Below are 26,521 nucleotides of genomic sequence, written 5' to 3'. Positions count from 1 at the left end.
TCCCTTAAAGTCTCTTTTTCATAGAGAGCCTCCTTAATAAAGTTTTATTTATTGTATAAAAACTTGCAGTAATTGTCAACTAGTTATCTTTTAGCTGTATAAATTTTAGTAAGCTGAAAACATCAACTTGTAAAGTAAGGTGCACAAGCCGGAATTTGGGAGAGCTGTTGATATGTTGTGAAACATAAGTTACAATGATATCATTATTTACAAGACGGCTGACGCAAAATGCAGGAGGAAAGCTTATGACAGCGACATTTAATTTCAGCAGCAATCTAATCAACTACATCGGCTTAGCTGCTTTATTCACGGCATCTTTACTTTTATTGTTGACAGGCGAAAAAATTAAACACCCGTTTCTCTTCCTTATCGGTCTGCACGGGGGGACGAAAATTGCACAAATGACTGTTATCCTCAGCGGTGTCACGCCTTTCTATAAATATGTCTCGTTGGTGACCGCCGCCCTTCTGCTGGAAGTTATCCTTGTTACATTATTTTGTACATTGGCCAAACGCTTGTCTTATGCTTTAGCAGGCGCAATTACGGCTTTTTATCCCTTTTTGCTTTTGCGAAGATTTTGGCCGACGGATTTTCCGGTATATTTCGTACCGTTTTACATACCGTTGATGTTATTGGCTTTAATTGGCGCTTATGTGTTTTACAGTCGACCGCAATTGTTGCTGCATCTTATGACTTCCTGTTGCGGTACACTGGGAATTTTTATTGTTTTCTATTCTTTATTTATGCGCTTAAGCCTGAAAAAAGCTGTTGTTTTTGTCGCCGGTTATTCACATGATATGCCTTTGCCATACTTGGCAGCTTTTTTAATAATCTTATTATTAGGCACAATTTTCGGTTACTGCTGTCAAACCGGCCGCATCAAATTGGCCTCTGCAACTTGAAAATTTCCGGTGTTACTTCGCTTTCGGCAGACAGCCGGCCGAAGAAATTGACTCGATAGAGCCCTAAGTTTGGGCGCTACAACGATAACTTTACACATTAGATAGTCCGGCGTAAAAGTTGGGAAATAATCATGTGTTATAATCGCGTAATACAATTGGATTTTTATAGCTTGCCGGCGAAGTAGCGAAATCAAGGAAGCGCAAAAAAAGCGAACTGCTCAGCTGCGAAACGGCTGACCGACGAACGAAAATAATTGCATCTACATTGAAGCTTACGGCATAATTTGAGGCTTAAAGCATATTGAACGGAGTTTTAATGAATAAGGATTATTTATTGCAGCTATTACGGAACGAGCAGGAGGCGACTGTCAGCAGACGCCGCTATTTACACGCTCATCCTGAACTTTCATTCAAAGAAAAAGAAACGGCGGCATACATCACCCGCTTTTACGAAAATTTGGGCTTGCCGGTACAGCACTGCCGTAACAATTACGGTCTGACCGTTTTAATTGATTCCGGCAAACCGGGCAGAACTTTGGCCTTACGGGCCGATTTTGACGCTCTGCCGATACAGGAAGATACAGGCCTACCTTTTGCCTCTGTCAATCAAGGCGTCATGCACGCCTGCGGACATGATGCCCATACAGCTTATTTGATGACTGTGGCTGCCTGCCTGGCGCGAGTGAAAGACAGTTTCAACGGCAAAGTTTTAATTATTCACCAACCGGCGGAAGAAATGGCTCCCGGAGGGGCCAAAGGGATGATTGCCGAAGGAGTACTTGACGGTGTGGATACGGTTATGGGTTGCCACTTCATGAGCACCATGCCTTGCGGTAAAGTTTTCTATCATGCGGGAGCTGTCCAGCATGCCCGTTCCAAATTCACCATTCAAGTTATCGGCAAAGGCGGCCATGCTTCCTTGCCGGAAGAGGCGAACGACGCTATTTTAATTGCCAGTGAATTGGTAGTTAATTTGCAAAGTATTATTTCCCGGCGCGTAGCGTCCAAACAATCGGCAGTATTAACTGTCGGCTCTTTTGACGGCAAAGGTCAATTCAACATAATTAAAGATCAGGTAACGCTGGAAGGCGATGTGCGTTCCATGTCGGATTATACCTGTCAATTGATTGAAGAGCAGGTCAAACGTATTTGTCACGGGCTGGAAGAAGCGTATGGTTGTACGATTAAAGTTGATTATGTGACAGATTATCCGGTGCTTGTCAATGATAAGAATGTCACCGGCGAAGTTGTTCGTATTTTGCAGGCGGAACAGGATCTGATACCGGAGATTACGGGAATAGAGGATTGCGGCGTTTTGAATCCGTCGGAGGATTTCGCATATTTTGCAGCCAAAAGACCCGCTTGTTTCTTCTATATCGGCGCAATGTCGGAAGGTGAAGTGTATCCGCACCATCATCCGAAGTTCAGGCTAAATGAAAAATCGTTACAAGTTGCCGCATTGGCTGTCGGCAGTGTTGCTTGGGAATATTTGCAGCAAAAATAATTTAGAACGGGGAATGTTTTGAACCTTTTAATTCTGATTGTTGCGGCTTTACTTGTCGCCAGTGTCCTTTTACAGAAGCTCTTTGTTCGGATCGGCATGCCGGTACTGTTGGGCTTTATTTTGCTGGGTCTGGCAGTTGGACAGGGGACGCAATTCGGCAATCAGACGGCCGATTATGAACTGGTCGGCAATATCAGCACTTTAGCTTTAATTTTTATTATGTTTTACGGCGGCTTCGGCACGAATGCCAAGCGTTGCCGGCCGATTTTGGCGCAAGCGGTACTGTTGGCAAGTGCCGGCGTTATATTGACGGCAGTTTTTCTGGCGGCTTTGTGCTATTACCTATTTCATTGGCACTTTATGCAGGCAGCATTGATGGGCGCGGTTATCGCTTCGACCGATGCCGCTTCGGTCTTTTCCATTTTACGTTCGCGCCGCCTGAATTTGCGCTACAATACAGCTTCGCTGCTGGAGGTGGAAAGCGGCAGTAACGACCCGACGGCGTACATGCTGACTTTAATTATTTTGTTGTTGGATAAAGAGGGATTTTCCCCGCTCGGCTTGATTAAAATTATTGTTTTGCAGTTATTTGTCGCGGCGGCCGTTGCCTTTATCTGCAGTCGCTTATCGACTTTTTTGTTGCGTAAAATGGCGCCCGATAGCGATGCCGGCCGTTTGATTTTGACTGTGGGTGTGGCGTTGCTCAGTTACGCGTTGCCGACAACTTTCGGCGGTAACGGCTTTTTGTGCACTTACTTGTGCGGCTTGGCTCTGGGCAACAATCCGTTAATTGTGAAAAAAGATTTGGTTACTTTCTGGAACGGCTTTACCGGCTTAGCGCAAGTTACGCTTTTCTTCCTGCTGGGCTTTTTGGCCTCTTTCCCGAAATTGGCGGCCGTTGCCGTCGACGCTTTGGCAATTATGCTGCTGTTGACTTTAGTGGTGCGACCGGCGGCTTTGAGTCTGCTGCTTCTCCCGTTCCGCCCGAAATTAGGGCAAATTATTCTTCTTTCCTGTGCCGGCTTGCGCGGCGCTACGTCGGTTGTTTTCGCTATTATGGTGATGACGGCGGGAGCTATGGGCCAGGAAATTTTTCATCTGACCTTCTTTATCGTGCTGCTGTCTTTGACTTTGCAGGGCGCATTTTTGCCCCAAGTCGCCAAGTATTGCCGGATGTTGGACGAGAAAGCTGATGTCATGAAAACTTTTACAGATTATTCGGAGGAGTTGCCTGTTGAATTTATTAAGTTCCGCATTCCGCCGCAACATAAGTGGGCCGGGAAAAAAGTGGCAGAGTTGGTTCTGCCGCCGCAAACGCTTTTAGTTTATTTGGAGAGAGACGGCGATATTTCGGTGCCTAACGGGCAAACAATGTTACATAGCGGTGACAAGTTGATTTTAGCTGCTTTGGAGGCGACTCCGATTAAGGGGATTTCTTTGAGTGAAATTAATGTCGGTAAAGGGCATGATTTTGTCGGTAAATCTTTGCGGGAGATTAATGAGACGGCGAGCGCCACGGCTTTGATTATGTTGGTCAAACGCGGCCGAAAGGTTTTAATTCCGCGCGGCGATACAGTAATACAGGAAGATGACATTTTGATTAAGAACACGGCGATGTAGATGTTATATAATATGAAGATACTGGAAGGATATATAAGGATATGGTTAAGAACAGTTTGAGATGGCAGGCTTTGGTTGTGGCGATCGCAATGGTTGCAACGACCTATTTGCCTTTTAATAGATTGCTGGCGGAGGAAAATTCGACCGTCAAGCCCAAGTTGCAATTGCAGGATGACAGTATCACTGCAAGCTTACATGCTGACGGCATGCAAGGCGGCCGAGTGCAGCCTGCTTCTGAGGATAGAAGTGCAAGTCCTGCTGCCGGGCAAAATGCCGCGCAAACGCCTAACCAAAATCCCGGACAGCCGGGCCAAACTCCGGGCCAACCGGCTCCAAATCCCGGACAGCCTGGACAAACCCCGGGTCAGCCGGGCCAAACTCCGGGCCAACCGGCTCCAAATCCCGGACAGCCTGGACAAACCCCGGGTCAACCGGGCCAAACTCCGGGGCAGCCGGGTCAAACTCCGGGCGAGCCGGGCCAAAACCCGGGCCAACCGCAGGACAATGACGATCAGGGCAAAGAAGAGGACGAAGAAGAAATCAACACCGAAAAAGAAGCACCGGAAGTCTACCTTAACCGTCACTTGCCCAAAAATGCCCGCATAATCCCCGGTGACGATCCTGAAACTGTAGAAGAAGCGAACAAACAGCTGGAAGAACCGCCTGTAGGTCCGACATATTCCTATACCATGAACTTCAAAGCTTACCGCTTGGATAAAATCCAGCCGTTCTATCAACCTTACCGAATAACTGTCGGAGAACACGATTCCAATCCGCCCGTAAGCTATCGCTTCGTCTTCCCGGACCTGCAAGGTTACAAAAAACCGCAGGAAGATTTGCAGATGGACTACAACTTCATCAAAGCAAAGAACAACAAAACAGAGGACTTCATCTACACTTCAGGCAAACAGAAAGTCAAAATCAAACATACTTTCCAAAGCTTGAACGATAAAGAAAAGTTCCTGGAAGATGATACGAAAACTACTTATACCGAAGGCAATATAGGCGCCGAAATTACAGTGCCTTATTTGCCGGAAGATCAGCGCATCGGCTTTGCCCCCGAAAATGTCGAATTAAAAGTAACCGTACCGGAAAACACGACCGATTTCTTCGTTGAAGTCCGTTACAAACGTGCCGCTTTCGACGTGGTCTACGACTCTGTCGGCGGTAGCGGTGTACCGGCTCGGCGTTTGTATTTCGGCCAGACAATCCCGCCCATCGCTAAAAATCCGGAGAAAAAAGGTTCCACACTTAAAGGCTGGCGCTGCGACAGCGATATTTACGAACTGGACGAATCGGGGAAAATCAAAGTTGATCAGGCAAGCGGCCAACCGAAGAAGCTTTACACCGCAGGCGACTTGATTCCCGATTTGACCAAGGTGGAATATGCCAATGCCATGCCGGCCAAGAAAATTACTTTCACCGCTGAATGGCAGGAAGCAACCAAGGCCGATTACACCTTGCAATTTTGGATCGAAAAACCCGACCACGATCCGAATCCCGCTAAATGGCAGGATAATTACCTGTATGCCGGTGCTAAATTGATCAAAGGCGGTCTTGTCGGCACTGTCCCGCTCTATCGCAACTTCGATAATGAAAGAGGACAGATTCAATTCCCGGGAATTGATCCGGAAGATTTACAGGACAAGGACAAGTTCAAACGTTATTACTACCTGAGCGAAGACATGTTCAAAGTTGCCAATCTGAACCAAGCGCAGGAAGTGAAAACTATCGACTCTTCCGGCAACACGGTCTACAACGTCATTTATAACCGCCGGGAATATACCTTGGTCTTCGAGCAGCGTTACACTTTGAACGGCGAAGAAACAATACAGCCGACTTTCAGGAAAAACGGCGTGGAATATGACTGCGTCAACAAACGCTACAAAGTCAAGGCCCGTTTCGGACAGTTTTTACGGAGCTTGTGGCCGTTGGACAGCGAATTGACGAACTGGGAACATGATACAGACGGTAAATGGGATGACTATATGTCCCTAGGCTGGACGATCAATATGAAGACAGGCGAGAGAGAATATCGTGATATGCCGCATTATCGTCTGACGAAGAAATTTATCGGTCCGAAAACCGCTGAGTTCCTGCGGCACAGTTCTGTTCCCGGTGTCAACGAACAATATGATGAATATACAATCAGTTTCGGTCTTGATGTTTCTAATCAGAGCGGTAAAGTGGGACCGGTTCATATGGTTTTCTACAAACAGTCACTTGCTGATGCTGTTGCCGGTAACGATAATAAGGATGACTTTGTGTCGGATCTGGATATGTATTATGTAAAATCGGACACTTTCAGCGAGGATTATAATTATACACCGCCGGAGCTGCAGGGCTTTACGATCGTCTCGTCTGAAGAAACATTAAAATTGGATAAGCTTGATGAGGGTGATCTGGATGAGCTTAAGGGTGATCCGGATGATCCTGATGTTGTTCCTGAATTGCCGCCTAACGCGGAGTTCAAGATTCACTTTCTGGGATGTAAGGAAACGGAATATGACGAGAACGGAATTTTGAAGATGCATTATTTGCGCAATAAGCATTCTTTGAAGATGTGTTCCGATCCTGCCAAATATAATGATAACGCCTTTTCTCAAAGTGTTGAGGTTTACTATGATCAGCCGTTAGCCGCTTTGGATTTGGACCACAAGTACAAACCCCAAAGACCGGCAGGAATCCCGAATAATTACGAATTCTTCGGTTGGGCATATGACACCAAAGGCGTCAAGATGGTCAAAGACAGTAACGAAAAAATGATCGACTATGATATGTATATCTATGCCATCTGGCGTGATCCGCATATCTGGGAAATGACATTTGACCCTAACGGCGGTACTTTGCAGGAAATTGACCCTAACAGCCTGTATGAATGTCAGAAGGATGATATCTGCTTATCCGTGCAGAAATTACCGCACGCTGCGCCGACCGACAAACAAATTTTCAAAGTTCCCGACGGCACGACCATCAAAGACCCGAATTTCGTCCCGCAAAGAGACGGATACACCTTCTTAGGTTGGGAGCATGTGCGCTACGATGCCAACGGTGATGAAGACAAAACTTTTGTGAAAAAGTATACCGTGCCGGAACTCTACGCTTTCGGTAACCAGGTTTTCGAAAAATCAACCTTGCGGGCAATCTGGCTCTCCAATAACTTTTACGACATTTGGTACTTGCACCATTACTTCGACAAAATGGGTAAAGAAATCGAGGTTAAAAAGAATCACCGGAAAGTCGGGCGTGAAGGCTCTTACGTCGCCGCCGTGGCTTCTCAGGACGAAAATTATATTTTGCGGACGGACAAAAAGTTCCTGGCCGAATTGAAAGATCCGGGTAAGAACAAGTACTTCCAGACGCTCAAAGTCGTTAAGCCGAAAGCTTCTGATAAGCCGGGCGAGGGTGCGAATGTTTTCAATTTCTATTATCGCCCCTTCAGGCACAGAGTTTATTATGCCGACCACCTCAGTCAGGATGAAGACGGACAGGAGTATGCAATTTACAATCCGGAGAAGATTGTGAACGAAAACCGTGACTACGACGTGCATAACTATGTGCATATAAACGGCTATAAGCTGACAAGTCAGGCCCAGCTGAACGTGCATTTCAACTTGGATAAATATGATCGCTTCATCGGCATTAACAATACGGGCAAAAAACACATTAATTATCGTTATGATGATTATCGGGTTATTCGCCGCCAAAGTGAAAGTGCCGCTACGCCTAAGGGCTACCATAGAGTGGTGGTGAAGCTGACGGAAGATGAGCGTTTCAACGATGATTATCCGTATTCTAAGGAAGATAATCGGCGCAAGTACATTGTCGATGTGGTTGACGGCTTCAAAGATGAGAATATTCCGCTGCCGGAAATTGTCCCCGTGCGCAAAATCAAGGTTGAGAAAATCTGGCGCAATCAAGACGGCCTGAATCTTCTGACCGGCGTTCCTTACGATACGCAGTTGGAGCTGCAGAAAAAGGCGGAAGAAGAGGCAAAGAAGAAGCAGGAGCAAGAGGCCGAGAACGGCGGTGCCGCAGACGGTAACGCTACAGGAGCAAATGCCGGGGCAACAGGCGGTGCGACAGGCACCCCGACCGGCAACGGCACACCGAACGGCAACGGCAGTGCGACAAGTACTCCGGGCGGTAATGGCGCGGGTACGTCGACCGGCAACGGCAACACGCCGGCAAATCCGGCCAACCCGGCAACTCCGGCAAACCCGGCAAACCCGGCTGCACCTAAACCATTAACAACTCCGGATAAACTGGCAAAAACGGAAGTGGAGCTTTATCGGGACGGCGAACTGTACGAGCCGGAGGACACAATAACCGTGAATCATTTGGAATTGACACCGGACAATAAATGGACTGACACCTTTATCGAGCTCTTACGCTCCCCGTCCAAGTGGAAGGGCACTAAGGGCGAATATGACAGCCTCAAAAAACAAGGTAAGTTTTTGCAGGGCGAAGAGGAAGCAAAGAACGAGTTCAATTACACGGTCCAAGAGAAAGGCGTCAAGGACGAGATTATCGAACTCAATAAGGTTTTGTACAGTGTGGAATATGACGGCGATATGACCAAAGGTTACACGGTCGTCAACACGCAGGTCCCCTTCGGCGAAATTAAAGTGCATAAGGTCTGGCTGGACCGTGACGGCAAACCGGTGGAGATGAAATTCGAGGGCGACTTGAACAAGCCCGGCAAACAGGGAAAAACCGACCCTGCGAAGCCTGCTAATCCGGCTGACCCGAACAAGCCTGCGGATCCTGCGAACCCTGCAACAGGTGGAACACAGGACAACCCGAACAAGCCGGCAAACCCGGCTGACCCCGGAAACCAAGGCACACCGGCAAACCCGGCTGATCCGGCGAACCCTGCAGACCCGGCAAATCCGGCGAATCCGGCCGACCAAGCTGACCCGGCAAATCCGGCAGACCCGGACGACCCGAACCAACCGGCAGAAACAGACCCTGAGGCTGAAATCAGACGCAACCGCAACGAAATACAGGCCTATCTGACCTTGAATGACGAAGCGATGCCGTATAGAACAGCCGTCAGCGCCGCCCAAAACTGGCAAAGCAAGTTCAAAAAAGTACGTCTGGCTTACAAACGCGGCGACAAACCGTATGAATACGGCGTCAAAGAAGCAGGAGAAAATTACGGCATGGTTAAATTCCGCAACAAAACCTACACCGTAACTTACCAAGGCAACGCCAAAGACGGCTTTGAGATCATCAACAAAGAATACGTTCCGCCGCTTGGCAAACCCGGCATCGTCGTCGAACCGCAGGAAGAAATCCATCATTGGGTTGTCGCCAAGACCGGTGAAACTGCCGGCGCAGCAACCGGAGCAAGCAACTTTGCCGGCGCATACAGCCTGATACTCTTAGTTCTGAGCTATATCAGAAAACGCTTCAACTGAGATAGCAAGCGTAGAGGGAAACTCAAGTTAGCCAAGCAATCGCTTGAACTTGTAGCTACATGAAATGAAAAACGGATGCCCCAATCGGAACATCCGTTTTTTTATGCCGCAAATGGCGCCGCAGTCGGCGTCGCTCATGCTGCCGTACTCAACACTGCTTCAAATAACGATAAACTGTCGGCGGTGACACATGCAACAACTCCGCCACCTCGTTAACCGCATTTTTCATATCCAAAAGACCGGCCTCTTTCAGCTCCTTCAAAATCGCAACCTTATCACTCGTATCCAGCTGTTCCTTGCCCTTTTGATACTTTTGCACAGCCTGATCAACCCGTTCCACCAACAAACGGTCAACCTGACTTTTCAAACTCTCCTCGTACAAACTCAGTTCCGGCTGCTTCAAATTAAAAGCCGTCAGCAAACTGTTAAGCGCCTGCTCCAACTTTTTTTGCGCTTTCATATCTTTATTGATACACAAAAAGCCGATAATCTCGCCGGCATCGTTGCGAATAAAATAAGTCGAATCGAGGAAAATATTATTATGGTCTCTACCGATATAATCAAGAATAAAAGGTTTATCCGTCTTGTTGAAACGCTCATAAAAGTTAAGGGCCAAATCGGTAATCGGATCGCCCACTTTACGACCGGACAAACTGTTCTCAATTGCAATCAAAGACTGTTGCATACGCCTTGCATCATGCAGCGCAATTTCCACACCCTCGCCCATTACTTTCGATAAAAAGGGCAAAAATCCCGCATAGCAATCCAAAAGTTCCTGATCGGTCATTATATCTACCTCATATTCTTAAAGTCCGGCCGCCGGCAAGTTATTAAAGTCCGGCCGCCGTCGCAAATCGCGGCGCAAGATGCAAACAAGCCGTCCGCAAGCAGCACGCGGTCCGCAGCACGCAAATCGCATGATAGCTGTGCACAGTTCTTGCGAGCCGCGCACGAGCCGCATCCGAGCCGCGCGACATCTTCTATTATATTATCTTCAGACAAAATAAACTATATTTGTATTAGCACCGTAAGCACGCTATGCGCGCAACACCCCCCTTTGTTGCAATTAACAATAAAATTGTGCAAGCTGCACAAATTTGCTCGAATATATGCCGAATGCCTGTTTACAATGAACAAAGACAGTGATAATATTTTTATTAGATGATAATTATTTTATCACCGCTGAGCACTCGATCTTAGAAATTAGTAGAAAACACGAAAGTAAAGAGCATAGCTAATCCAAAAAACTTACTCCCCGATTACCTGAGTGACTGATTTAAAAGACAGTGCTTAGCATCATAAAAAATATGGAGGAATTAATGAGTATTAACGTATTAAGCTCGGACAAGGCGCCGGCAGCAATCGGACCTTATTCGCAAGCAACACAAGTAGGAAACACGGTTTATGTTTCCGGCCAATTACCGATCGACGCTCAAACGGGTACCATGCCGCCAAGCATCGCAGCCCAAACGACTCAAAGCCTGCAGAACATCGCCGCCATCCTGAAAGAAGCGGGAATGACAATGCAGAATGTTGTTCAGGCCACAGTTTTATTGAGCGACATCAATGATTTCGGTGCCATGAACGAAGTGTACGGGAAATTTTTCCAAGCACCGTATCCGGCAAGAATGGCCTACCAGGTAGCCTGCTTACCGAAGAACGCCAAAGTGGAAATCGCGGTAATCGCCGCCGAAAAATAGGGAAGCTGACCGCTTGGATGGTTAGTTGACAACAGGAGCTTTGCTGTATCGTATAAATGGCAGAAGCATAAAAACCACCAATTTATATGATAAATAGAATCAGCAGACGGCGCAAGAAAGCAACAACACGCTACATTCCCCGGAAAATCGGCCGGGAACGAAAAGCGTAAATAAATAAGAAATAGAGGCAAGAAAAATGACAGGAATTAATACCGGCTTATTACACAATTATCCGGTAATAGATAAATACACGGGAGCATCATCCATCCCCAAATACCAGACATCGACATTCAGCCAAACAAAACTGAATGACGAAAGCAGACAATTTATGTACACCCGCTTCGGCAACCCGACCGTCAAAGCCTTGGAAGAAGGCATGGCCTACTTATTCCAATCTAAATATGCACTAGCATTTTCATCCGGAATGGCAGCCATATCCAACGTCTTAATGCTGGCCAAAACAGGCAGCCATATCATATTGCCGTTGGAAGTTTACGGCGGCACTTGCCAATTTGTCAGCACCATTCTCCCGCGTTTCGGCATCACAGCCTCCTTTGTCGACATGTCATCCTTAGCCGACATCGAAGCCCACATCCAACCGAACACCTGCATGATATACATCGAAACACCTTCCAACCCTTTGCTCAAGGTCACGGATATCAAAGCCGTATGTGAATTGGCCAAAAAGCACAAATTACTCACAGTCTGCGACAACACCTTCATGACGCCGCTCTACCAACGCCCCTTTGAACTGGGTGCAGACGTAGTCTTGGAAAGTGCCACCAAATTCATTAACGGCCACAGCGACGTAGTAGCCGGCGTTGTTGCCACCAATGACCAAAAAATTTACGAGCAAATGTACCTGTACCAGAAAAATTTCGGCGGCATCTTAGGCGTAGAAGACGCCTGGCTGATTTTGCGCGGCATGAAAACCCTGGGCATTCGCATGGAAAAATCCGTTTATAATGCGCAGAAAATCGCCGAATTCCTCGAAACTAAAAAGAGTGTGAAAAAAGTCTACTATCCCGGCTTAAAGAGCCACGTCGGTCACGCAATCCACATGAGCCAAGCGGCAAACGGTGGAGCTGTGTTATCATTTGTAGTAGATGAAAAATATGATTGTGATGAATTCGTCAGTAAGGTGCATATCCCCATTCTGGCAGTAAGTCTGGGCGGCGTCGAGTCGATTTTGTCACATCCTGCAACCATGTCTCACGCCTGCCTGACCCCGGAAGAACGCGCCAAAGAAGGCGTCACAGATAATCTCTTCCGTCTCTCATGCGGCATCGAAGACTTGTCCGACCTGATCGACGATTTGGACCGGGCATTAAAGTAAGGAGGGGATGGAAATGTTGACTAAAAAGGAAAGATTGGAAAAAGTTTTTAGAGGTGAAACTCCTGATAGAATGCCTGTATCAGCTTGGCGTCATTTTACAGAAGATGAACATAGCGGGGCGAAACGTTGGGCAGATAAGTTGTTGGAATTTCAAGCAAAATATGATTGGGATTTCTTAAAGTTGCAGCCGCGTGCTTCACTGTTTTGCGAAGTTTGGGGCCAAAAATATGACTATGATAATTATGGAAAAAATGTAGTTGCACCTTGTACGGAACACTTGTTGGATTATGAAACATTGGGTTCGGATTTGGCAAAAATTAAGCGAATTGATAACTCTACTGTTTTAGATGAGGCGGCAGAGGGTGTCAGTATTGCTGTAAAAGCATTGCCGGATGTGCCTGTTTTTCAAACTATATTCTGTCCGGGTGCGATTTTTGAAATGTTTTTCGGAGCGTTGCCGTCAGGTAGATACAGAGCAACTTCGCGTACCGGCGGTATTGTTGAAGCGATTACAAGATATCCGGAAGAAACAGCACTTGCAATGCAGAATATTACTGATACTTTAATTGCCTATGTGAAAAAACTGAAAGAGATTGGAACATACGGTATTTTCTATAGTTCAGCCGCTTTAGCAAGAGATGGTTATTTGACTTTGCCTGAGTGGGAAAAATATGTCAAGAAATATGACATTCAATTGATTGAAGCTATGAAACCTATGAAAGTTATGCTTCACACTTGCGGAATACATGCTAATCCTGAGCGCTTTGTTGCTTATCCGATTGATATCCTGCATTGGGCGGATTCGGCTGACGGTAATCCGAAATTGGCTGATTCAGCAGAATGGATAAAAAACATTGTACCGGCAGGCGGTTGTGATGAAAGACTCTTCGGTCAGAATAAGGCTGAGGAAATTGCAGAGCTGTCAGCAGCTACATTAAGAAAAATGGGAAAACGTCCTTTTGTTTTATGTCCCGATTGTTCCTTGTCGGTAAAAACTACGGATGAAGAAATTAAGGCTTTTAGGAATTCAGTTGAACGCTGAAATTCAATTGAATTAATAAAAAAATAATTAAATTTCGGAGGATAAAATGAGTATTGCAGCAATTATTACCTGCATTGTATTTGTACTAACGGTACTTTTACTGGTCTTTCAACCTATATCTGTTATTATTACAGGTGCCGCTATACCGGCTATTTTAGCTTCATGCGGTATTATCAGTCCTAAAACTGCATATGCGGATTTTTCTAATACGACAGTAGTTTTTGTAGTTGTATTTTGTATTATCGGCGAGGCTTTTTTCAAAACCGGTCTGGCAGACTATTTAGGTACAAAAGTTATTGGCCTTTTGGGAAAAAATGAAAAAGGTTTATTGTTGGGAACAGGTATTGTTACCGGCGGTTTATCGGGATTCTTAAATGATACCGGTTCTACAGCCTGCATGATGCCGATTGTCAGCTCAATGGCTAAGAAGTCCGGAATAAAACGTTCGAAGCTTCTTTTGGCTCTTTCGTTTTTCGCTTCTTTAGGCGGTACATTGACTTTGGCAGGAACTACTCCTCATATTGTTGCTAACGGAATTATGAAAGAGGCTGGTTTACGCGAGTTTACGTTCTTTGAATATACTAAATTCGGTATTCCTTTGTTAATTATCGGTATTATATATATGATGTTTTGGGGTGCTAAATTATTGCCCAATACGGATGATGGCATAACTATTGAAAATGATAAATTTGAAAAACGTTATAAAAAGATGCCTATTTGTGCCGCTATTTTCGTTTTGACGATCGTTGCTATGGCTTCAGGCGTTGTTCCTATTGCTGTTGCCGGTGTTTTCGGTGCAATTTTAGTTGTTTTAACCGGATGTATAACGGTAAAAGAGGCCTTAAAGGTAACTCCTGTTTCCACTATATTCCTTGTCGGCGGAATTTTTCCTCTGAGTTCAGCTTTAGTTAAGACCGGTGCGGCCAAATATATTGTGGGTATTTTAGCGCCGTATCTTTCAAGTTTGCCCCCGCTTTTACTGTTGTTTGCCATTGCAGCTTTGCAAATTATAACAACTCAATTCTTAATGAATTCTTCTGCGACAGTTTTGGTTTTGCCGATAGCCATTATGTGCTGTGAAGCTGCCGGTATTAATCCGTTGGCAGGAGCTATGATTGTTAGTATCTGTGCCTCTGCAGCCTTTGCTTCACCTTTCGGTTCGGGTAATAACTTGATTGTTATGGAAGCCGGTGGTTATTCCATAAAGGATTACGTTAAATGCGGGTTGCCTCTGTGCGTAATCTTCGGAATTGCTACAACCTTACTTTGCTATTTCTTCTATATCTGATATTATGCTCGAAAAAATTTCGGAGTATAGCCGTCGGAAATAGGCTCCCCAATTTATCTGAAAGCTTCTTATCTTAATGATGAGAAGCTTTTTTCTTGCCTGAAAAGTTGCAGAAACACCCGCTCCGGAAGTGCTCTTGTGGAAATGGATAATTGTATATATTACACAGCAATCTTGTGCCAATTGTATAAAAATTACCAAAAAGTAGAAGATATATTGTATATAACGCTCATTTGGATTATCACGACGGTACACCGGCAACAGTAAACCATTCAGAGCCTACGAAATTAGGACAGGAAGTTGCACGAGAAATTTTCCATGAGGGGTTAATTACCGATTTCCCGCGTGTCATGGGCGGCGAGGATTTTGCTAAATATTTGACGCATATTCCCGGTTGCTTTATGTTGCTGGGATGCGCTCCGGCATCAGGACATTTTGCCCAACATGATGAACATTTCAATTTGGACGAAAAAGCTTTACCGCTGGGTGTAGAATACTTTGTTACTTATGCGAAAAAGTATTTAAGTTAAGGCTGAATTTATTAGACTTTATCAGGCTTTTTGCTGTCCGAACTATCTGCAAAACTAAACTCCCTGCCATTTGGCGGGGAGTTTTGCATTGGTTTATCAGCTTAATGATTGATTCGAAAAATCAGCCGTCATAGTAATTAGCTTGTTTTTGCAAACACTGCTTGCGGAATTCGCTCGGGCATAAACCGTATTTCTTTTTGAAGACCTGCGAAAAATAAAGCGGATTGTCAAAGCCGACTTCCTTAGCGATGCTTTTGATCGGCACATCTTGATTGTTGAGAAATTCCAAGGAACGCTCCAATCTTAAATTGTTGAGGTAGGTGCAGGGGTTAAGGCCAATTTCGTCGGTGAAAAGATGACTGAAATAACTTCTGCTCAAACTTAGACAAGCGGCGACATATTCAATCGTTAAGTTCTTTTTATAATTAGCACGCATAAGTTCTACCGCCCGCTTAATATACTCCCTTTGCGGCGAAGCGGTAATGAATTCCAATTCTTCGTGAATAGGCTGGGTTTTTGTCAGCTGATCAAGAATTAAATAGGCGAAACCGATCAACTTGAAATACGAGGCTGAAGCATTCTGCATTATTCCTTGCATCAACGATTCCAAAGGATAGACATCGTTCTGGTTGGACAAATCAGCGTATACAGGATTATTCATGTCAAAATAATTTCCTTGCAGCAACTTTTGCAAACAAGTACCGTCAAATTCAATCCAAGTATATTCCCAGGGATTGTCATTAGTGAAATATTTTACTTGCACATCAGGGATAATCAAAAATCCTTCGTGCGCCGAAACCGGATGCGTGCAAACAAGCTTGTCGCTTTTGGAATAAACTTGGATGAATCCGTTGCCGGAGTGCACATAGTGAAATAAAAAATGTGATCTTATATATGGTCCGAAACTATGTCCGGGTCGACATTGCTCTTTACCGACATTATACAATATCAGGTCGCTATAATTTTGGCGAGCATAATTAAAAGTTATGCGGTTACTTTCCTGCTTTAACATATCTTCTAAGTGCCTTCTTTTTCCCTAAATATCCACCATATTCCAACTTTATTATAATATAGAAAAAGTGCAGAAGAAACAGGAATAAGCACAAATTTTTATATGGAACATACATTTACATATACTCTGTATTATGCACTTAGTATAACATTCAAGGTGTAACAAGGCTTGTAATTGTGCAAATGCTTGAAAAATTATGCAATTTATCAGATGTGCTGTTCGAGCAAAATAAAAAAGAGATTACAAGTTAAGCATAGGAGGTCCTTATGAAGTGCTTAAAAAAGTTATGTGCTGTTTCCATGTCCTTGCTATTAGCTTTAGGAATAACCGCTTGTTCCGGAACAGGGAAAGCTAAAACATTAAATGTAAATATTTGGGATGAGAACCAACGTCCAGGCATTCAAGAAATTTTGAAAGATTTTACAGCTAAAACAGGCATAAAAACGGAAGTAACCGTTGTTGACTGGCGCAATTACTGGACACAACTTTCAGCAGGCGCCAGCGGCGGTCAATTGCCCGATGTATTTTGGATGCACTCCAACGAATCGCAGAAATATATGGCAAACGGTTTGCTTATGGACTTGACAGATAAAATTGCCAAATCTAAGTTGGTGAAAATGGAAAATTATCCGGCCGATGTTGCCGGCTTATATTCTCTTAACGGTAAGCAATACGCTGTACCGAAAGATGTAGACACAATTGCCTTGTGGTACAACAAAACCATGTTTGAAAAAGCCGGTGTAGCATGTCCGACAGATGATTGGACATGGGATGACCTGTATAAGGCAGCCCAAAAAATTACCGACAAGAAAAACAATAAATATGGCTTCGTTATGCAGCCTGATAGTTGTCAAGCCGGTTATTACAATTTGATTTACGACAAAAATGGTACCGTTATCACCGAAGACAAGAAAAAATCAGGATTTAGCCAACCTGAAACAGTAGAAGCTATTAAATTCTGGCAAAAAATGGTAGAAGAAGTAATGCCGCCACTAAGCATAATTACTGAAAATAGAGAAGAAGGCTGTATGCAAAACGGCTTAGCAGCCATGAGCTTGCAAGGATCTTGGATGTTACCGGCTTTTGAAAAGAATGAGTATATTGCCAAAAACTTTGCTATTGCTAAATTACCTAAAGACGCTAAGACCAACAAACGTGTATCTATTTACAATGGTTTAGGCTGGGCGATTGCCGCTAACACCAAGTTACCGAATGAAGCTTGGCAATTAGTCGAATATTTGGGTAGTAAAGAAGCTCAATTGAAACAAGCGGATTTAGGCGTTACTATGTCTGCTTACAAGGGCACATCCGACAATTGGGTAAAACGCGCCAAGATATTCGATATTAAACCGTACTTAGAAATGATGAAAGACACAGTTATCCGTCCATATTCCAAGAATACGGTTGTTTGGGAGAACAGCTTAATCGAATTTATGACAAAAATGTATAACAAGGAATTAAGCCCGGAAGATGCATGTAAGCAATTCGCCGAGAAAATGAACGGCATTTTAGCAGAAGAAAAATAATAATAATGGAAGTTACCTTTAAGGTAACTTCCTCCTTTTTTATAAAGGAGGAGCAGAGGAAATGTTAACTTTAACTAAGAAAAAAGCTAGGGAACAATTTGTTTGGGGTTGGGCGTTAATATTGCCAACAATCATCGGATTGGTAATCCTGAATATAATTCCAATATTTCAAACTATTTATTTAACTTTTTTCAAGACAGGCGCCTTTGGACTTAATAATATATTTATAGGCTTAGCGAACTATAAAAAGGCCTTTAACGATGTCATAATATTAAAAGCTATAAGAAACACTTTTATTTATATGCTGCTGGAAGTTCCGGCTTCAATCATAATTTCCTTGCTGTTAGCCTTTATTTTGAACCAAAAAATGAAATTACGCGGATTTTACCGTACAGTGATTTTCTTGCCGATGGTGGCAGCTCCGGCAGCCGTAGCCATGGTGTGGAAATGGCTGTATAACACGGAATTCGGCTTGATTAATCATATTTTTCATATAAATGTCAGTTGGCTGACCGATTCTCGCATTACCCTGGTTTCAGTTGCTATTATCGGAATCTGGTCGGCAATCGGCTACAATATGGTCTTATTCCTCGCGGCCTTACAAGACGTTTCTAAAGACTATTATGAGGCGGCGGAATTAGACGGTGCAAGTAAGTTTATGACATTTTACAAAGTGGTTTTGCCGATTATTTCACCGACTATCTATTTTGTTCTGGTGACGCGCATAATTGCAGCCATGCAGGTCTTTGATAACATATACATGGTCATGGATATGACCAATCCGACAATAGATAACACGCAATCTTTGGTTATGCTGTTTTTCCGCTACTCATTTGTCGAAGGTAACTGGGGTTACGGTTCAACCATAGCAATTATATTGCTCATAATCGTCTTGTTTATAACTCTATTACAACGTGGATTTGAAAGAAAATGGGTGTTCTATGATGACTAACAAAGTAAATTACAAATTGATTTCACAAAACAAGAAAATCATCTTACATATAACCTTAATTTTAGTAAGCGTAGTAATGATACTGCCGTTTCTGTGGATGTTTTTGACGGCATTTAAGACTCAAACGGAAGTTACGCAGATCAACCCTTTCGTCTTTTTCCCGAAAAAATTTCAGACAGAAGCATTTGTGAATGTTTTTCATAATTACGATTGGATCTTACTTTACACCAATACACTATTATTTATGTTTTGGCGTTGCATATGTGCCGTCGTTACTGCCAGCATGGCGGGATATGCCTTCGGTCGCTTGAAATTTCGCGGTAAAAACATCGCATTCAGTTTGGTTTTGCTGCAAATGATGGTACCGTCGCAAATCTTCGTCATTCCGCAATATGCCATGGTCAGCCGTCTGGGTCTGAACAACACGATGCTTTCGTTAGTTTTCCCGGGATTAGTTACAGCCTTCGGCACCTTCCTGTTAAGGCAAGTTTATCGCAACTTACCGAAAGAATTGGAAGAAGCAGCAATCTTAGACGGTTGTAACATCGGCCAAAGATTCCTTTTCGTCATGGCGCCTTTGACCAAACCGACATTGATTGCTCTGACCATATTCACAGCTTTATTTGCCTATAAGGATTTGATGTGGCCGATGGTTGTCGCTTCCAAGAAAAATATTTTGACGTTAGCACCTGCGCTGGCTAAAATGCAAGGTCAGTTTGCTACAAAATATCCTGATTTGATGGCAGCTGCATTATTGGCCAGCATACCGATGATCGCAGTATATATCTTATTCCAGCGGAAATTCATGGCGAGTATCGCCAGAACCGGTGGCAAATAAGCTCAAAATAAAGTTGAATTATTCCCAGCATAGCGTAGGAGGCAAAAATGAATGCAGTAAATTCCCAATCATTCCGCAATATAGTGTATAATCCGCAAGATGGAACAATAACTTTATACACCCAAAATACCGGTTACCAAATGAAAATAGATAAGTACGGTAGCTTGTTACATACTTGGTACGGGGCCAAACCAAGCGGCAGAGATTTGTCCTATTTAATCGATTACTCCAATCACAGCTTTTCAGGTAATCCGGCAGATGCAGCCGCTAACAGAGCCTATTCTTTTGATACATTACCGCAAGAATATCCGCAAGAAGGTACAGGAGACTTTAGAGTCACAGGCTTGCAAATCAAATGGCCGAACGGCAGCAGAGGAACGGATCTGCGCTACTATTCTCATCGGATTTATCAAGGCAAAAATACGCTGCCCGGTTTGCCTTCTTTTCGCAATGCAAACAATGTTGAAACACTGGTAGTAATATTGAAAGATAAATATTCTGAATTATATGTTGAATTATATTATTCAGTGTATCCGGATAGCGACTTAATCACGCGGAGCAGCAAAGTAATTAACCGAACGGAACAGTTGCTGAGTATAAACAATTTATCGTCAGCAACTTTGGATTTTATACGGGGAGATTATAATTTAGTTCATTTTGCCGGCCGACATAACCTTGAGAGGCAAATCACGGAAACGCCGCTTAAGCAGGGAATCTTCAGCATCACAAGTTCACGTGGAACCTCCAGTCATCAACATAATCCTGCAGCGATATTAAAAAAGCCGGAAACTACGGAAAATCAAGGAGAAGCTTATGCTATAGCGCTGGTATACAGCGGCGGATTTTATTTCGATTGCGAAAAAGATCAAATCGGCCAAACCAGAATAGTCGTCGGGATGGACAAACAAATTCTTAATTGGCCGTTGAATAGCGGCGAAAGTTTGCAATCGCCGGAAGTAGCGTTAACTTATAGCTGTTCAGGTATAAACGGTGTAAGTCAAAATTTGCATACAGCCATTAAGCAAAACTTATTGCCTCCAAATTCTTCCCTGGTCAAACGTCCGGTTTTAATCAACAACTGGGAAGCAACTTACTTTGATTTTACGAAAGAAAAACTCTTAGAATTAGCCGGGATTGCCAAAGAACTTAATTTGGATTTGTTTGTTTTGGATGACGGCTGGTTCGGCAAGAGAAACGATGACACGGCAGGTTTGGGAGACTGGACGACGAACGAACAGAAACTTGGCGGTAATTTAGCCGATTTAGTACGAGAAATTAATAAAATCGGCCTGGATTTCGGCATTTGGATTGAACCGGAAATGGTGAATGAAGATAGCGATTTGTATCGCAAACATCCCGAATGGGCAATTCAAATACCGGCAAGAAAACCTAACGTTTCGCGCGGCCAACTGGTCTTAGACTTTGCCAATCCGGAAGTGCAGGATTATTTAATAAACTGTATAGATTCAATTTTAAGTCAAGCACCGATAAAATATATTAAATGGGATATGAACCGCTCGATCTGCGACTGGTATAGCGGTACTTTGAGATCGGCAGAGCAAGGTAAGCAGGCACACCTATATGTATTAGGCGTGTATCGAGTGCTGGATTACCTTGTGACCAAGTACCCCAAGCTCTTACTCGAAGGCTGCAGCGGCGGTGGCGGGCGATTCGACTTGGGCATGCTTTACTATCAACCGCAAATTTGGACAAGCGACGACACGGATGCTGTCGAACGCCTGAAAATTCAAGCCGGTACTGCAAGCATCTACCCCGTATCTACTATCTCCGCCCATGTATCCGCTGTACCTAATCACCAAAATCATCGTATTACACCGCTATTTACTCGCGGCCTTGTGGCGATGCAGGGTGCCTTCGGCTATGAGTTGGATTTAAGCAAATTAAACGCAGAAGAAAAACAAACAATTAAGCAACAAATTTCCTTCTACAAAAAACATGAGGCCCTGATTCGAACCGGTATATATTATCGCCTTACAGTACCGCAAATGGCTGCTTGGGAATTTGCAGCAGCTGATGCCACTCAAGCTTTATTAGTCAGTGTTTATCTCGAATTGCCTACATCCGCCATGAGTAAAACGGTTTTATGGAAAGGCTTGAAAAAAGAGGCAAGATATCAAGTTACTGAGTATATCGCTTCAGGCAAGCGAGTGCTCGGACAGTTTTATGGTCAGGATCTTATGCTTGCCGGCACTGTTTTGCAGCAACCTGCTTGTGAGCATGACGCAGTTTGTTTGTTAGCTGAGATTATTAATTGAATGCTGCTGTTAAAGCTGAAATTCTTCGGCGTTAACAGCGAATTGAAATATGTGTTCCCCTTGGAGGCAGTGCGTTTCGGCGCTCTGCCTTTTTACGGGGGAGGGGGGATATGTCAAAAATTCAGCTCCGCTTTCGCTCTTAATTTTCGCCACCTTTTCGTTTGAGGAAATGGAAAAATTATATGGCATGGAAAATTGAGCTTGACAAGAAAGTCAAACTCAATTTTTACTCAGCTAAATAAATTCTGCTTCTGTGTCCCACATCAACAAACACCAATACAAGCTCGTTATCTTGTATGTCTGCCAGTATGCGATAATCACCTACTCGGTACCTCCATTGCCCACTTCTGTTGGCTGTCAATCCCTTCCCGTGAACACGGGGATTTTCACATCCAACAAGGTTCTTCTCAATCCAAGTCTTGATTATCTTTTGTGTTTGCCTATCTAATTTTTTGAATGCTTTATCAAACTTGTCTGTTGTTATTATCCGATATTTCATAACCCTAATTCTTCCCAAAGCTGATTGATAGGTCTTGTTTTCAATGTACCGTTTGCTCTTTCAGCTTCGTACTCCTCAAACACTTTAAGGTCATACTCATTCTCAATATGGTCGAGCATAGTAGCTCTAATAACTTCAGACAGGCTTGCGTTGTTGAGCCTTGCGTAGGCCTTGAAAATGTTCAGTTCATTCTCCGGAACTCGTAAACTGATTGTTGCCATAAACATCGCTTCCTTTCTTTTGTAATACAATTGTATTGCATTCTACACGATTTATCAAGGGCGAAGCCCTCAACCTCCAAGATTAGCTCCCTGAGTTGAATTCTCTAAAAATCTTTCACTACGTTCAAATTATTGATAGCTTATAAACGTACGCTATAATGTGCATGAGGTGATTTATATGATGAATACAACTGCAACAAGCTTTCGCAAAAATCTCTTTTCGCTGCTTGACCAAGCTATAAAATTTAACGAGCCCATCAATATCAGCACCAAAAATGGTAATGCTGTTATTTTAAGCGCAGATGATTATAACGAACTTGTAGAAACTCTTAAAGTATCTTCAAATTCCGTTATGCGTGAAAAAATCATAGACGGATTGAACACAGGTGTTTCTGATTGCGTACCTGAAACTGAGGCCATTTGGTAGATGTATCAGATTGTCTATACTAAAAAATCTTTGAAAGATATTCCAAAGCTCAAAGAAGCAGCCTTAGCTACCAAAGCGCAAATTAAGAGGGGACTTACAGTTTTAGAGTAGTGCACTTCAATCAAAGGCTGTCGAAGCCACGTTAGCCAAACAGCTGCTTTGCTTGAATATCAAGAGGATTAGTTAACTTTAGTCGCTGGAAGCCGCTGGAAAAAGGCCCCCAATTTATCTGAAAAGTTTCTTATCTTAATGCTGAGAAGCTTTTTTTGCCTGAAAAGTTGGAGAAGCACCTGTACCTGAAGCGAGCTTATGGAAAATTGATAATTGTATATATTACACAACGTGATTGTGCAAATTGTACAAAAATAAGCAAAAAGCAGAATGTATATTGTATAAAGTGCTTAAATATGTGATAATATTTTTATTAGATGATAATTTTTTATCGTTCCTGCACGCCCGCACGCTGCAAGCCCGTCGTACAGCCGCAAGCTGTACGCAAGGCGCTATAAGCCTGCCGCCCGCCTACCTGTGCGCCCGCCCACACACCCGCGCCAATTCCGCCAATTCCGGTATTAACGGCAATTCCGGCGATACCGCCATCTCCGGCGATAACGGCAATTCCGGCACTAACTTTGAACAGCTGACAAAAGACGTGTTAAACTTAGAAAATTACATTTACAGCAGGAGGATTATATGAGTAAACCGATTGTAGGAATTTCAGGTTCTATTGTGGCGGAGACTGACGCGGCATTTGCCGGCTATGAACGGGCGTATGCCAACGACGATTATGTCGATTCAGTCATTCAAAACGGCGGCGTCCCGTATATAATACCCGTCAACAGCGAGGAAGAAATAATCAGAGAACAAGTTGCGCATATTGATGCCTTGATTTTAAGCGGCGGCCAAGATGTTTGCCCGCAATTTTACGGAGAAGAACCGCACAAATTACTCGGACGAACCTGTTACAGACGGGATAAATTCGATTTTAAATTGTTGCAGCTCGCATTAAAGAAAGACATTCCGATTTTGGGAATTTGTCGCGGCATGCAGGTAATTAATGTTTATTTCGGCGGGAGCCTGTATCAGGACCTTTCCCTGGCGCCCGGTTCTTATATCAAGCATAACCAAGTGACTGATTGGCAGGTGCCGAGCCATTATGTCAAGTTGCAGAAAGGCACGAAACTCTTCGATATTTTCCAATGTGAAGAGCTGGAAGTCAATTCCTTCCACCACCAAGTGGTACATGAAGTTGCACCGAGCTTTAAAGTTACAGCCAGAGCCAAAGACGGCGTAATTGAAGCTTTAGAGAGCCAGGATTATAAATTTTTGCTGACAGTTCAGTGGCATCCTGAGATGCTGCATCGAACCGAAAAGCAGATGAACAAGGTCTTTGCGCGTTTAATTGCCGAAGCGCGGACAAATAAATAATTAAAAAGAGGTATTGTATGACTACCACGACCACGACTACCACGACCAAAAAATTCGGTTTTTATTCGATTGTTTTACTGACAATCAATTCGATTATCGGCTCCGGCATTTTTCTATCGCCCGGATCCGTTGTTAACAAATCCGGAGCACTGGCACCGCTTGTGTATTTTTGTGCCGCTTTTTTTGCCGCTGTACTGGCCATAACCTTTGCAGCTGCTGCCAAGTATGTCAAAGCCGGCGGGGCTGCCTATGCTTACAGTAAGGCTGCCTTTGGCGAAAACACGGGCTTGTATATCGGCATTACCCGCTATTTTTCAGCAGCCATCGCTTGGGGCGTTATGGCAACCGGCGTGGTGCGTACAGTTTTCTCTATATTCGGCTTGCCCAAAAATGACTTAAAACTTTTAACCCTGGGATTTTTCTCCCTGATGGCAGTTTTGTTCATCATCAATGTCATGGGACCGGCGGTACTGGAATTTGTCAGCAACCTTTCGACTTTAGCTAAATTATCAGCATTAATCGTGTGCATCGTCGCCGGGGCCTTGCTCGTTATTTTTGGCGGCCGGAATAACTTTACGGCAGTTTATCAATTGGAAATTGCACAAAAGGGAAGCTTGAGTGCTTCGGAATTCGTTATGGCTACAGTTGCCGCTTTTTACGCTTTTACCGGCTTTGAAAGTGTAGCATCCGGTTCGGAAGATATGGAAAAACCGGAAAAGAATTTGCCGCGCGCCATTCCTTTAGGTATTTTGATTGTCGCTATTATTTATATTGCGATAGTTGTAGTCGGGATGATGCTTGATCCGGTTAAATTAGCTACTACGAAAGAAGTTATCGCTTTGATTCCCTTGTTCGATAATCCGATTATCAAGAATATTATCTTGTACGGTGCCTTGATTTCCATGTTCGGAATAAATGTGGCAGCTTCTTTCCATACACCCCGGATTCTTGAGGCGATGGCGAAGCAGGGGCAAGTTCCGGCGCTTTTTACCAAACGTACTAATCGCGGCTTCCCGGTTACGTCAACGATTATTACTGTCGTAATTGCAATTTTGATTCCCTTTTCTTTTTCGTACAATATGGGCTCGATTATGATTATCAGTGCCATTGTTCGCTTTGCCCAATTTATCGTCGTGCCTTTGGCTTTGATCGCTTTCTATTACGGTAAATGTCGGGAAAAGGTGGAGCCGGCTTGCAAAAATTTTGTTACGGATGTTGCAGCTCCGTTTGTTTCTTTGTTGCTGACAGTCCTTTTGCTTGTAAAGTTCAATTGGGTAGGGCAATTTACCGTTGAAGTTGCAGGCGCCAGAGTGCCGAATACGTTGGCAATTGCAGCGATGATTGTCGGTATGATTGTCAGTCCGGCGGCCTTGTATCTGTATAACAGGCAACGTCAGGCGAAGAGGTAACGCTAAGGAAACGGGAAACAGGCGGCGAGCTTAAAAGGCTAAGAACATTAGCACTTTAATCGCTGCCTGCCATGTATGAATAAAAGCTCTGCAGCAGTTTGTGCTTTGTTTCGGACCGAAAGGTTCGCGGCACAAACTACTTAAGGAGCTTTTGATGTTTTGAGGCTTTCAAGTATAAAATTTTTAGTCGTAAATAGGGTAGTCCGGTACTTCGACCTTATCTACAGGTACATATGGCGCCAGTGTTGAAATCATGCGCATCGGTTTCTGACCGCGATTTATACAATAATGAACTTCACCCGGTTCAACATGGATAAAATCACCCGTAACTAAGTGGTTTAGATGACCGTTAATGTATATGTCTATTTCACCTTCCATGATGTAAAAATTTTCTTCCATCTTTTCGTGATAATGAGCCGGAAAATCTTCACCGGGTTTAAAACGGACAATGGCAAACTTCATATTGGGACCTTCCATTAAATATTTCGGCCCGCTTGTTTTGAAGCGATATTCTTTTTCGCTATCATTTAATTTAAACATAATATCTCCTTATATTAATAAAATAGTCTTTTGATTTGTGCGTAGCAT

The 26,521-nt window shown here is 43.9% G+C and carries 23 protein-coding genes; 18 read left to right on the top strand and 5 right to left on the bottom strand.

What is annotated here, in order from left to right:
- Positions 1 to 245 precede the first annotated feature (245 nt).
- From PYS60_RS05850 to PYS60_RS05835, 4 genes are all read left to right on the top strand, one after another.
- Entirely contained in the window at positions 246 to 902 is a 657-nt protein-coding gene (locus PYS60_RS05850) for a hypothetical protein (protein WP_315568415.1), read from the top strand.
- Between the two features lie 316 nt (positions 903 to 1,218).
- Complete coding sequence (locus tag PYS60_RS05845; protein WP_315568414.1) at positions 1,219 to 2,406, top strand: amidohydrolase; 1,188 nt, start codon at positions 1,219 to 1,221, stop codon at positions 2,404 to 2,406.
- Positions 2,407 to 2,424: 18 nt separating this feature from the next.
- Positions 2,425 to 4,026 carry a potassium/proton antiporter gene (locus tag PYS60_RS05840; protein ID WP_315568412.1) on the top strand — a complete coding sequence of 534 codons (1,602 nt, stop codon included), beginning with the start codon at positions 2,425 to 2,427 and terminating at the stop codon, positions 4,024 to 4,026.
- A gap of 41 nt (positions 4,027 to 4,067) precedes the next feature.
- Positions 4,068 to 9,449 carry an InlB B-repeat-containing protein gene (locus PYS60_RS05835; protein ID WP_315568410.1) on the top strand — a complete coding sequence of 1,794 codons (5,382 nt, stop codon included), beginning with the start codon at positions 4,068 to 4,070 and terminating at the stop codon, positions 9,447 to 9,449.
- 148 nt (positions 9,450 to 9,597) lie between these two features.
- On the opposite strand, the gene PYS60_RS05830 is transcribed toward PYS60_RS05835, so the two are convergent.
- The gene (locus tag PYS60_RS05830; RefSeq protein ID WP_315568409.1) at positions 9,598 to 10,236 is read right to left on the bottom strand and encodes a helix-turn-helix transcriptional regulator; all 639 of its coding nucleotides are present in this window, start codon (positions 10,234 to 10,236) and stop codon (positions 9,598 to 9,600) included.
- Between the two features lie 532 nt (positions 10,237 to 10,768).
- Here PYS60_RS05830 and PYS60_RS05825 point away from each other — a divergent pair.
- The 5 genes from PYS60_RS05825 (at position 10,769) to PYS60_RS05805 (ending at position 15,345) form a co-directional block, all read left to right on the top strand.
- Positions 10,769 to 11,149 (top strand): RidA family protein, encoded by a 381-nt coding sequence (locus tag PYS60_RS05825; protein ID WP_315568408.1) that lies wholly within the window; start codon positions 10,769 to 10,771, stop codon positions 11,147 to 11,149.
- Between the two features lie 196 nt (positions 11,150 to 11,345).
- A complete protein-coding gene (locus tag PYS60_RS05820; protein ID WP_315568406.1) occupies positions 11,346 to 12,485 on the top strand; it encodes a trans-sulfuration enzyme family protein in 1,140 nt (379 codons plus the stop codon).
- A gap of 13 nt (positions 12,486 to 12,498) precedes the next feature.
- Positions 12,499 to 13,527, top strand: a complete 1,029-nt coding sequence (locus tag PYS60_RS05815) for a uroporphyrinogen decarboxylase family protein (RefSeq protein ID WP_315568404.1) — start codon at positions 12,499 to 12,501, stop codon at positions 13,525 to 13,527.
- A 46-nt stretch (positions 13,528 to 13,573) separates the two neighbouring features.
- Positions 13,574 to 14,815 (top strand): SLC13 family permease, encoded by a 1,242-nt coding sequence (locus PYS60_RS05810; protein ID WP_315568402.1) that lies wholly within the window; start codon positions 13,574 to 13,576, stop codon positions 14,813 to 14,815.
- A 233-nt stretch (positions 14,816 to 15,048) separates the two neighbouring features.
- Positions 15,049 to 15,345, top strand: a complete 297-nt coding sequence (locus tag PYS60_RS05805) for a M20/M25/M40 family metallo-hydrolase (RefSeq protein ID WP_315568400.1) — start codon at positions 15,049 to 15,051, stop codon at positions 15,343 to 15,345.
- 121 nt (positions 15,346 to 15,466) lie between these two features.
- Here PYS60_RS05805 and PYS60_RS05800 read toward each other — a convergent pair whose 3' ends face one another.
- Complete coding sequence (locus PYS60_RS05800; RefSeq protein WP_315568399.1) at positions 15,467 to 16,357, bottom strand: AraC family transcriptional regulator; 891 nt, start codon at positions 16,355 to 16,357, stop codon at positions 15,467 to 15,469.
- A gap of 266 nt (positions 16,358 to 16,623) precedes the next feature.
- On the opposite strand from PYS60_RS05800, the gene PYS60_RS05795 reads away from it, so the two are divergent.
- The 5 genes from PYS60_RS05795 to PYS60_RS05775 all read left to right on the top strand — a co-directional run bounded on the left by PYS60_RS05795 (position 16,624) and on the right by PYS60_RS05775 (position 22,114).
- A complete protein-coding gene (locus tag PYS60_RS05795) occupies positions 16,624 to 17,883 on the top strand; it encodes an ABC transporter substrate-binding protein (RefSeq protein ID WP_288798993.1) in 1,260 nt (419 codons plus the stop codon).
- 301 nt (positions 17,884 to 18,184) lie between these two features.
- A complete protein-coding gene (locus tag PYS60_RS05790; RefSeq protein WP_315568397.1) occupies positions 18,185 to 18,835 on the top strand; it encodes a carbohydrate ABC transporter permease in 651 nt (216 codons plus the stop codon).
- Complete coding sequence (locus PYS60_RS05785) at positions 18,825 to 19,673, top strand: carbohydrate ABC transporter permease (protein ID WP_390866524.1); 849 nt, start codon at positions 18,825 to 18,827, stop codon at positions 19,671 to 19,673. Before PYS60_RS05790 ends, PYS60_RS05785 begins: the two co-directional genes overlap by 11 nt.
- A gap of 47 nt (positions 19,674 to 19,720) precedes the next feature.
- A complete protein-coding gene (locus PYS60_RS05780) occupies positions 19,721 to 21,949 on the top strand; it encodes an alpha-galactosidase (RefSeq protein ID WP_315568395.1) in 2,229 nt (742 codons plus the stop codon).
- Positions 21,950 to 22,114 (top strand): hypothetical protein, encoded by a 165-nt coding sequence (locus tag PYS60_RS05775; RefSeq protein ID WP_315568394.1) that lies wholly within the window; start codon positions 21,950 to 21,952, stop codon positions 22,112 to 22,114.
- A gap of 61 nt (positions 22,115 to 22,175) precedes the next feature.
- On the opposite strand, the gene PYS60_RS05770 is transcribed toward PYS60_RS05775, so the two are convergent.
- Together PYS60_RS05770 and relB are read right to left on the bottom strand one after the other, a co-directional pair.
- Positions 22,176 to 22,448, bottom strand: a complete 273-nt coding sequence (locus PYS60_RS05770; RefSeq protein WP_315568392.1) for a type II toxin-antitoxin system RelE family toxin — start codon at positions 22,446 to 22,448, stop codon at positions 22,176 to 22,178.
- Positions 22,445 to 22,669 (bottom strand): type II toxin-antitoxin system RelB family antitoxin, encoded by a 225-nt coding sequence (relB, locus tag PYS60_RS05765; protein ID WP_315568390.1) that lies wholly within the window; start codon positions 22,667 to 22,669, stop codon positions 22,445 to 22,447. Before relB ends, PYS60_RS05770 begins: the two co-directional genes overlap by 4 nt.
- Before the next feature lie 178 nt (positions 22,670 to 22,847).
- On the opposite strand from relB, the gene PYS60_RS05760 reads away from it, so the two are divergent.
- The 4 genes from PYS60_RS05760 (at position 22,848) to PYS60_RS05745 (ending at position 25,933) form a co-directional block, all read left to right on the top strand.
- Entirely contained in the window at positions 22,848 to 23,096 is a 249-nt protein-coding gene (locus PYS60_RS05760) for a type II toxin-antitoxin system Phd/YefM family antitoxin (RefSeq protein ID WP_315568388.1), read from the top strand.
- A 409-nt stretch (positions 23,097 to 23,505) separates the two neighbouring features.
- Positions 23,506 to 23,793: a hypothetical protein gene (locus PYS60_RS05755; RefSeq protein WP_315568387.1), complete on the top strand. Its 288-nt coding sequence runs from the start codon at positions 23,506 to 23,508 to the stop codon at positions 23,791 to 23,793.
- Positions 23,790 to 24,524: a gamma-glutamyl-gamma-aminobutyrate hydrolase family protein gene (locus PYS60_RS05750; protein WP_315568385.1), complete on the top strand. Its 735-nt coding sequence runs from the start codon at positions 23,790 to 23,792 to the stop codon at positions 24,522 to 24,524. Before PYS60_RS05755 ends, PYS60_RS05750 begins: the two co-directional genes overlap by 4 nt.
- Before the next feature lie 17 nt (positions 24,525 to 24,541).
- Positions 24,542 to 25,933 carry an APC family permease gene (locus PYS60_RS05745; protein ID WP_315568384.1) on the top strand — a complete coding sequence of 464 codons (1,392 nt, stop codon included), beginning with the start codon at positions 24,542 to 24,544 and terminating at the stop codon, positions 25,931 to 25,933.
- A 183-nt stretch (positions 25,934 to 26,116) separates the two neighbouring features.
- Here PYS60_RS05745 and PYS60_RS05740 read toward each other — a convergent pair whose 3' ends face one another.
- Positions 26,117 to 26,473 carry a cupin domain-containing protein gene (locus tag PYS60_RS05740; RefSeq protein WP_315568383.1) on the bottom strand — a complete coding sequence of 119 codons (357 nt, stop codon included), beginning with the start codon at positions 26,471 to 26,473 and terminating at the stop codon, positions 26,117 to 26,119.
- Between the last annotated feature and the right edge of the window lie 48 nt (positions 26,474 to 26,521).

The sequence above is a fragment of the Amygdalobacter indicium genome (genome assembly GCF_029101545.1).
Taxonomy (GTDB): domain Bacteria; phylum Bacillota; class Clostridia; order Saccharofermentanales; family Fastidiosipilaceae; genus Amygdalobacter; species Amygdalobacter indicium.
Note: the sequence above shows the minus strand (reverse complement) of the source record. Positions and strands in the feature narration are given on the sequence as shown.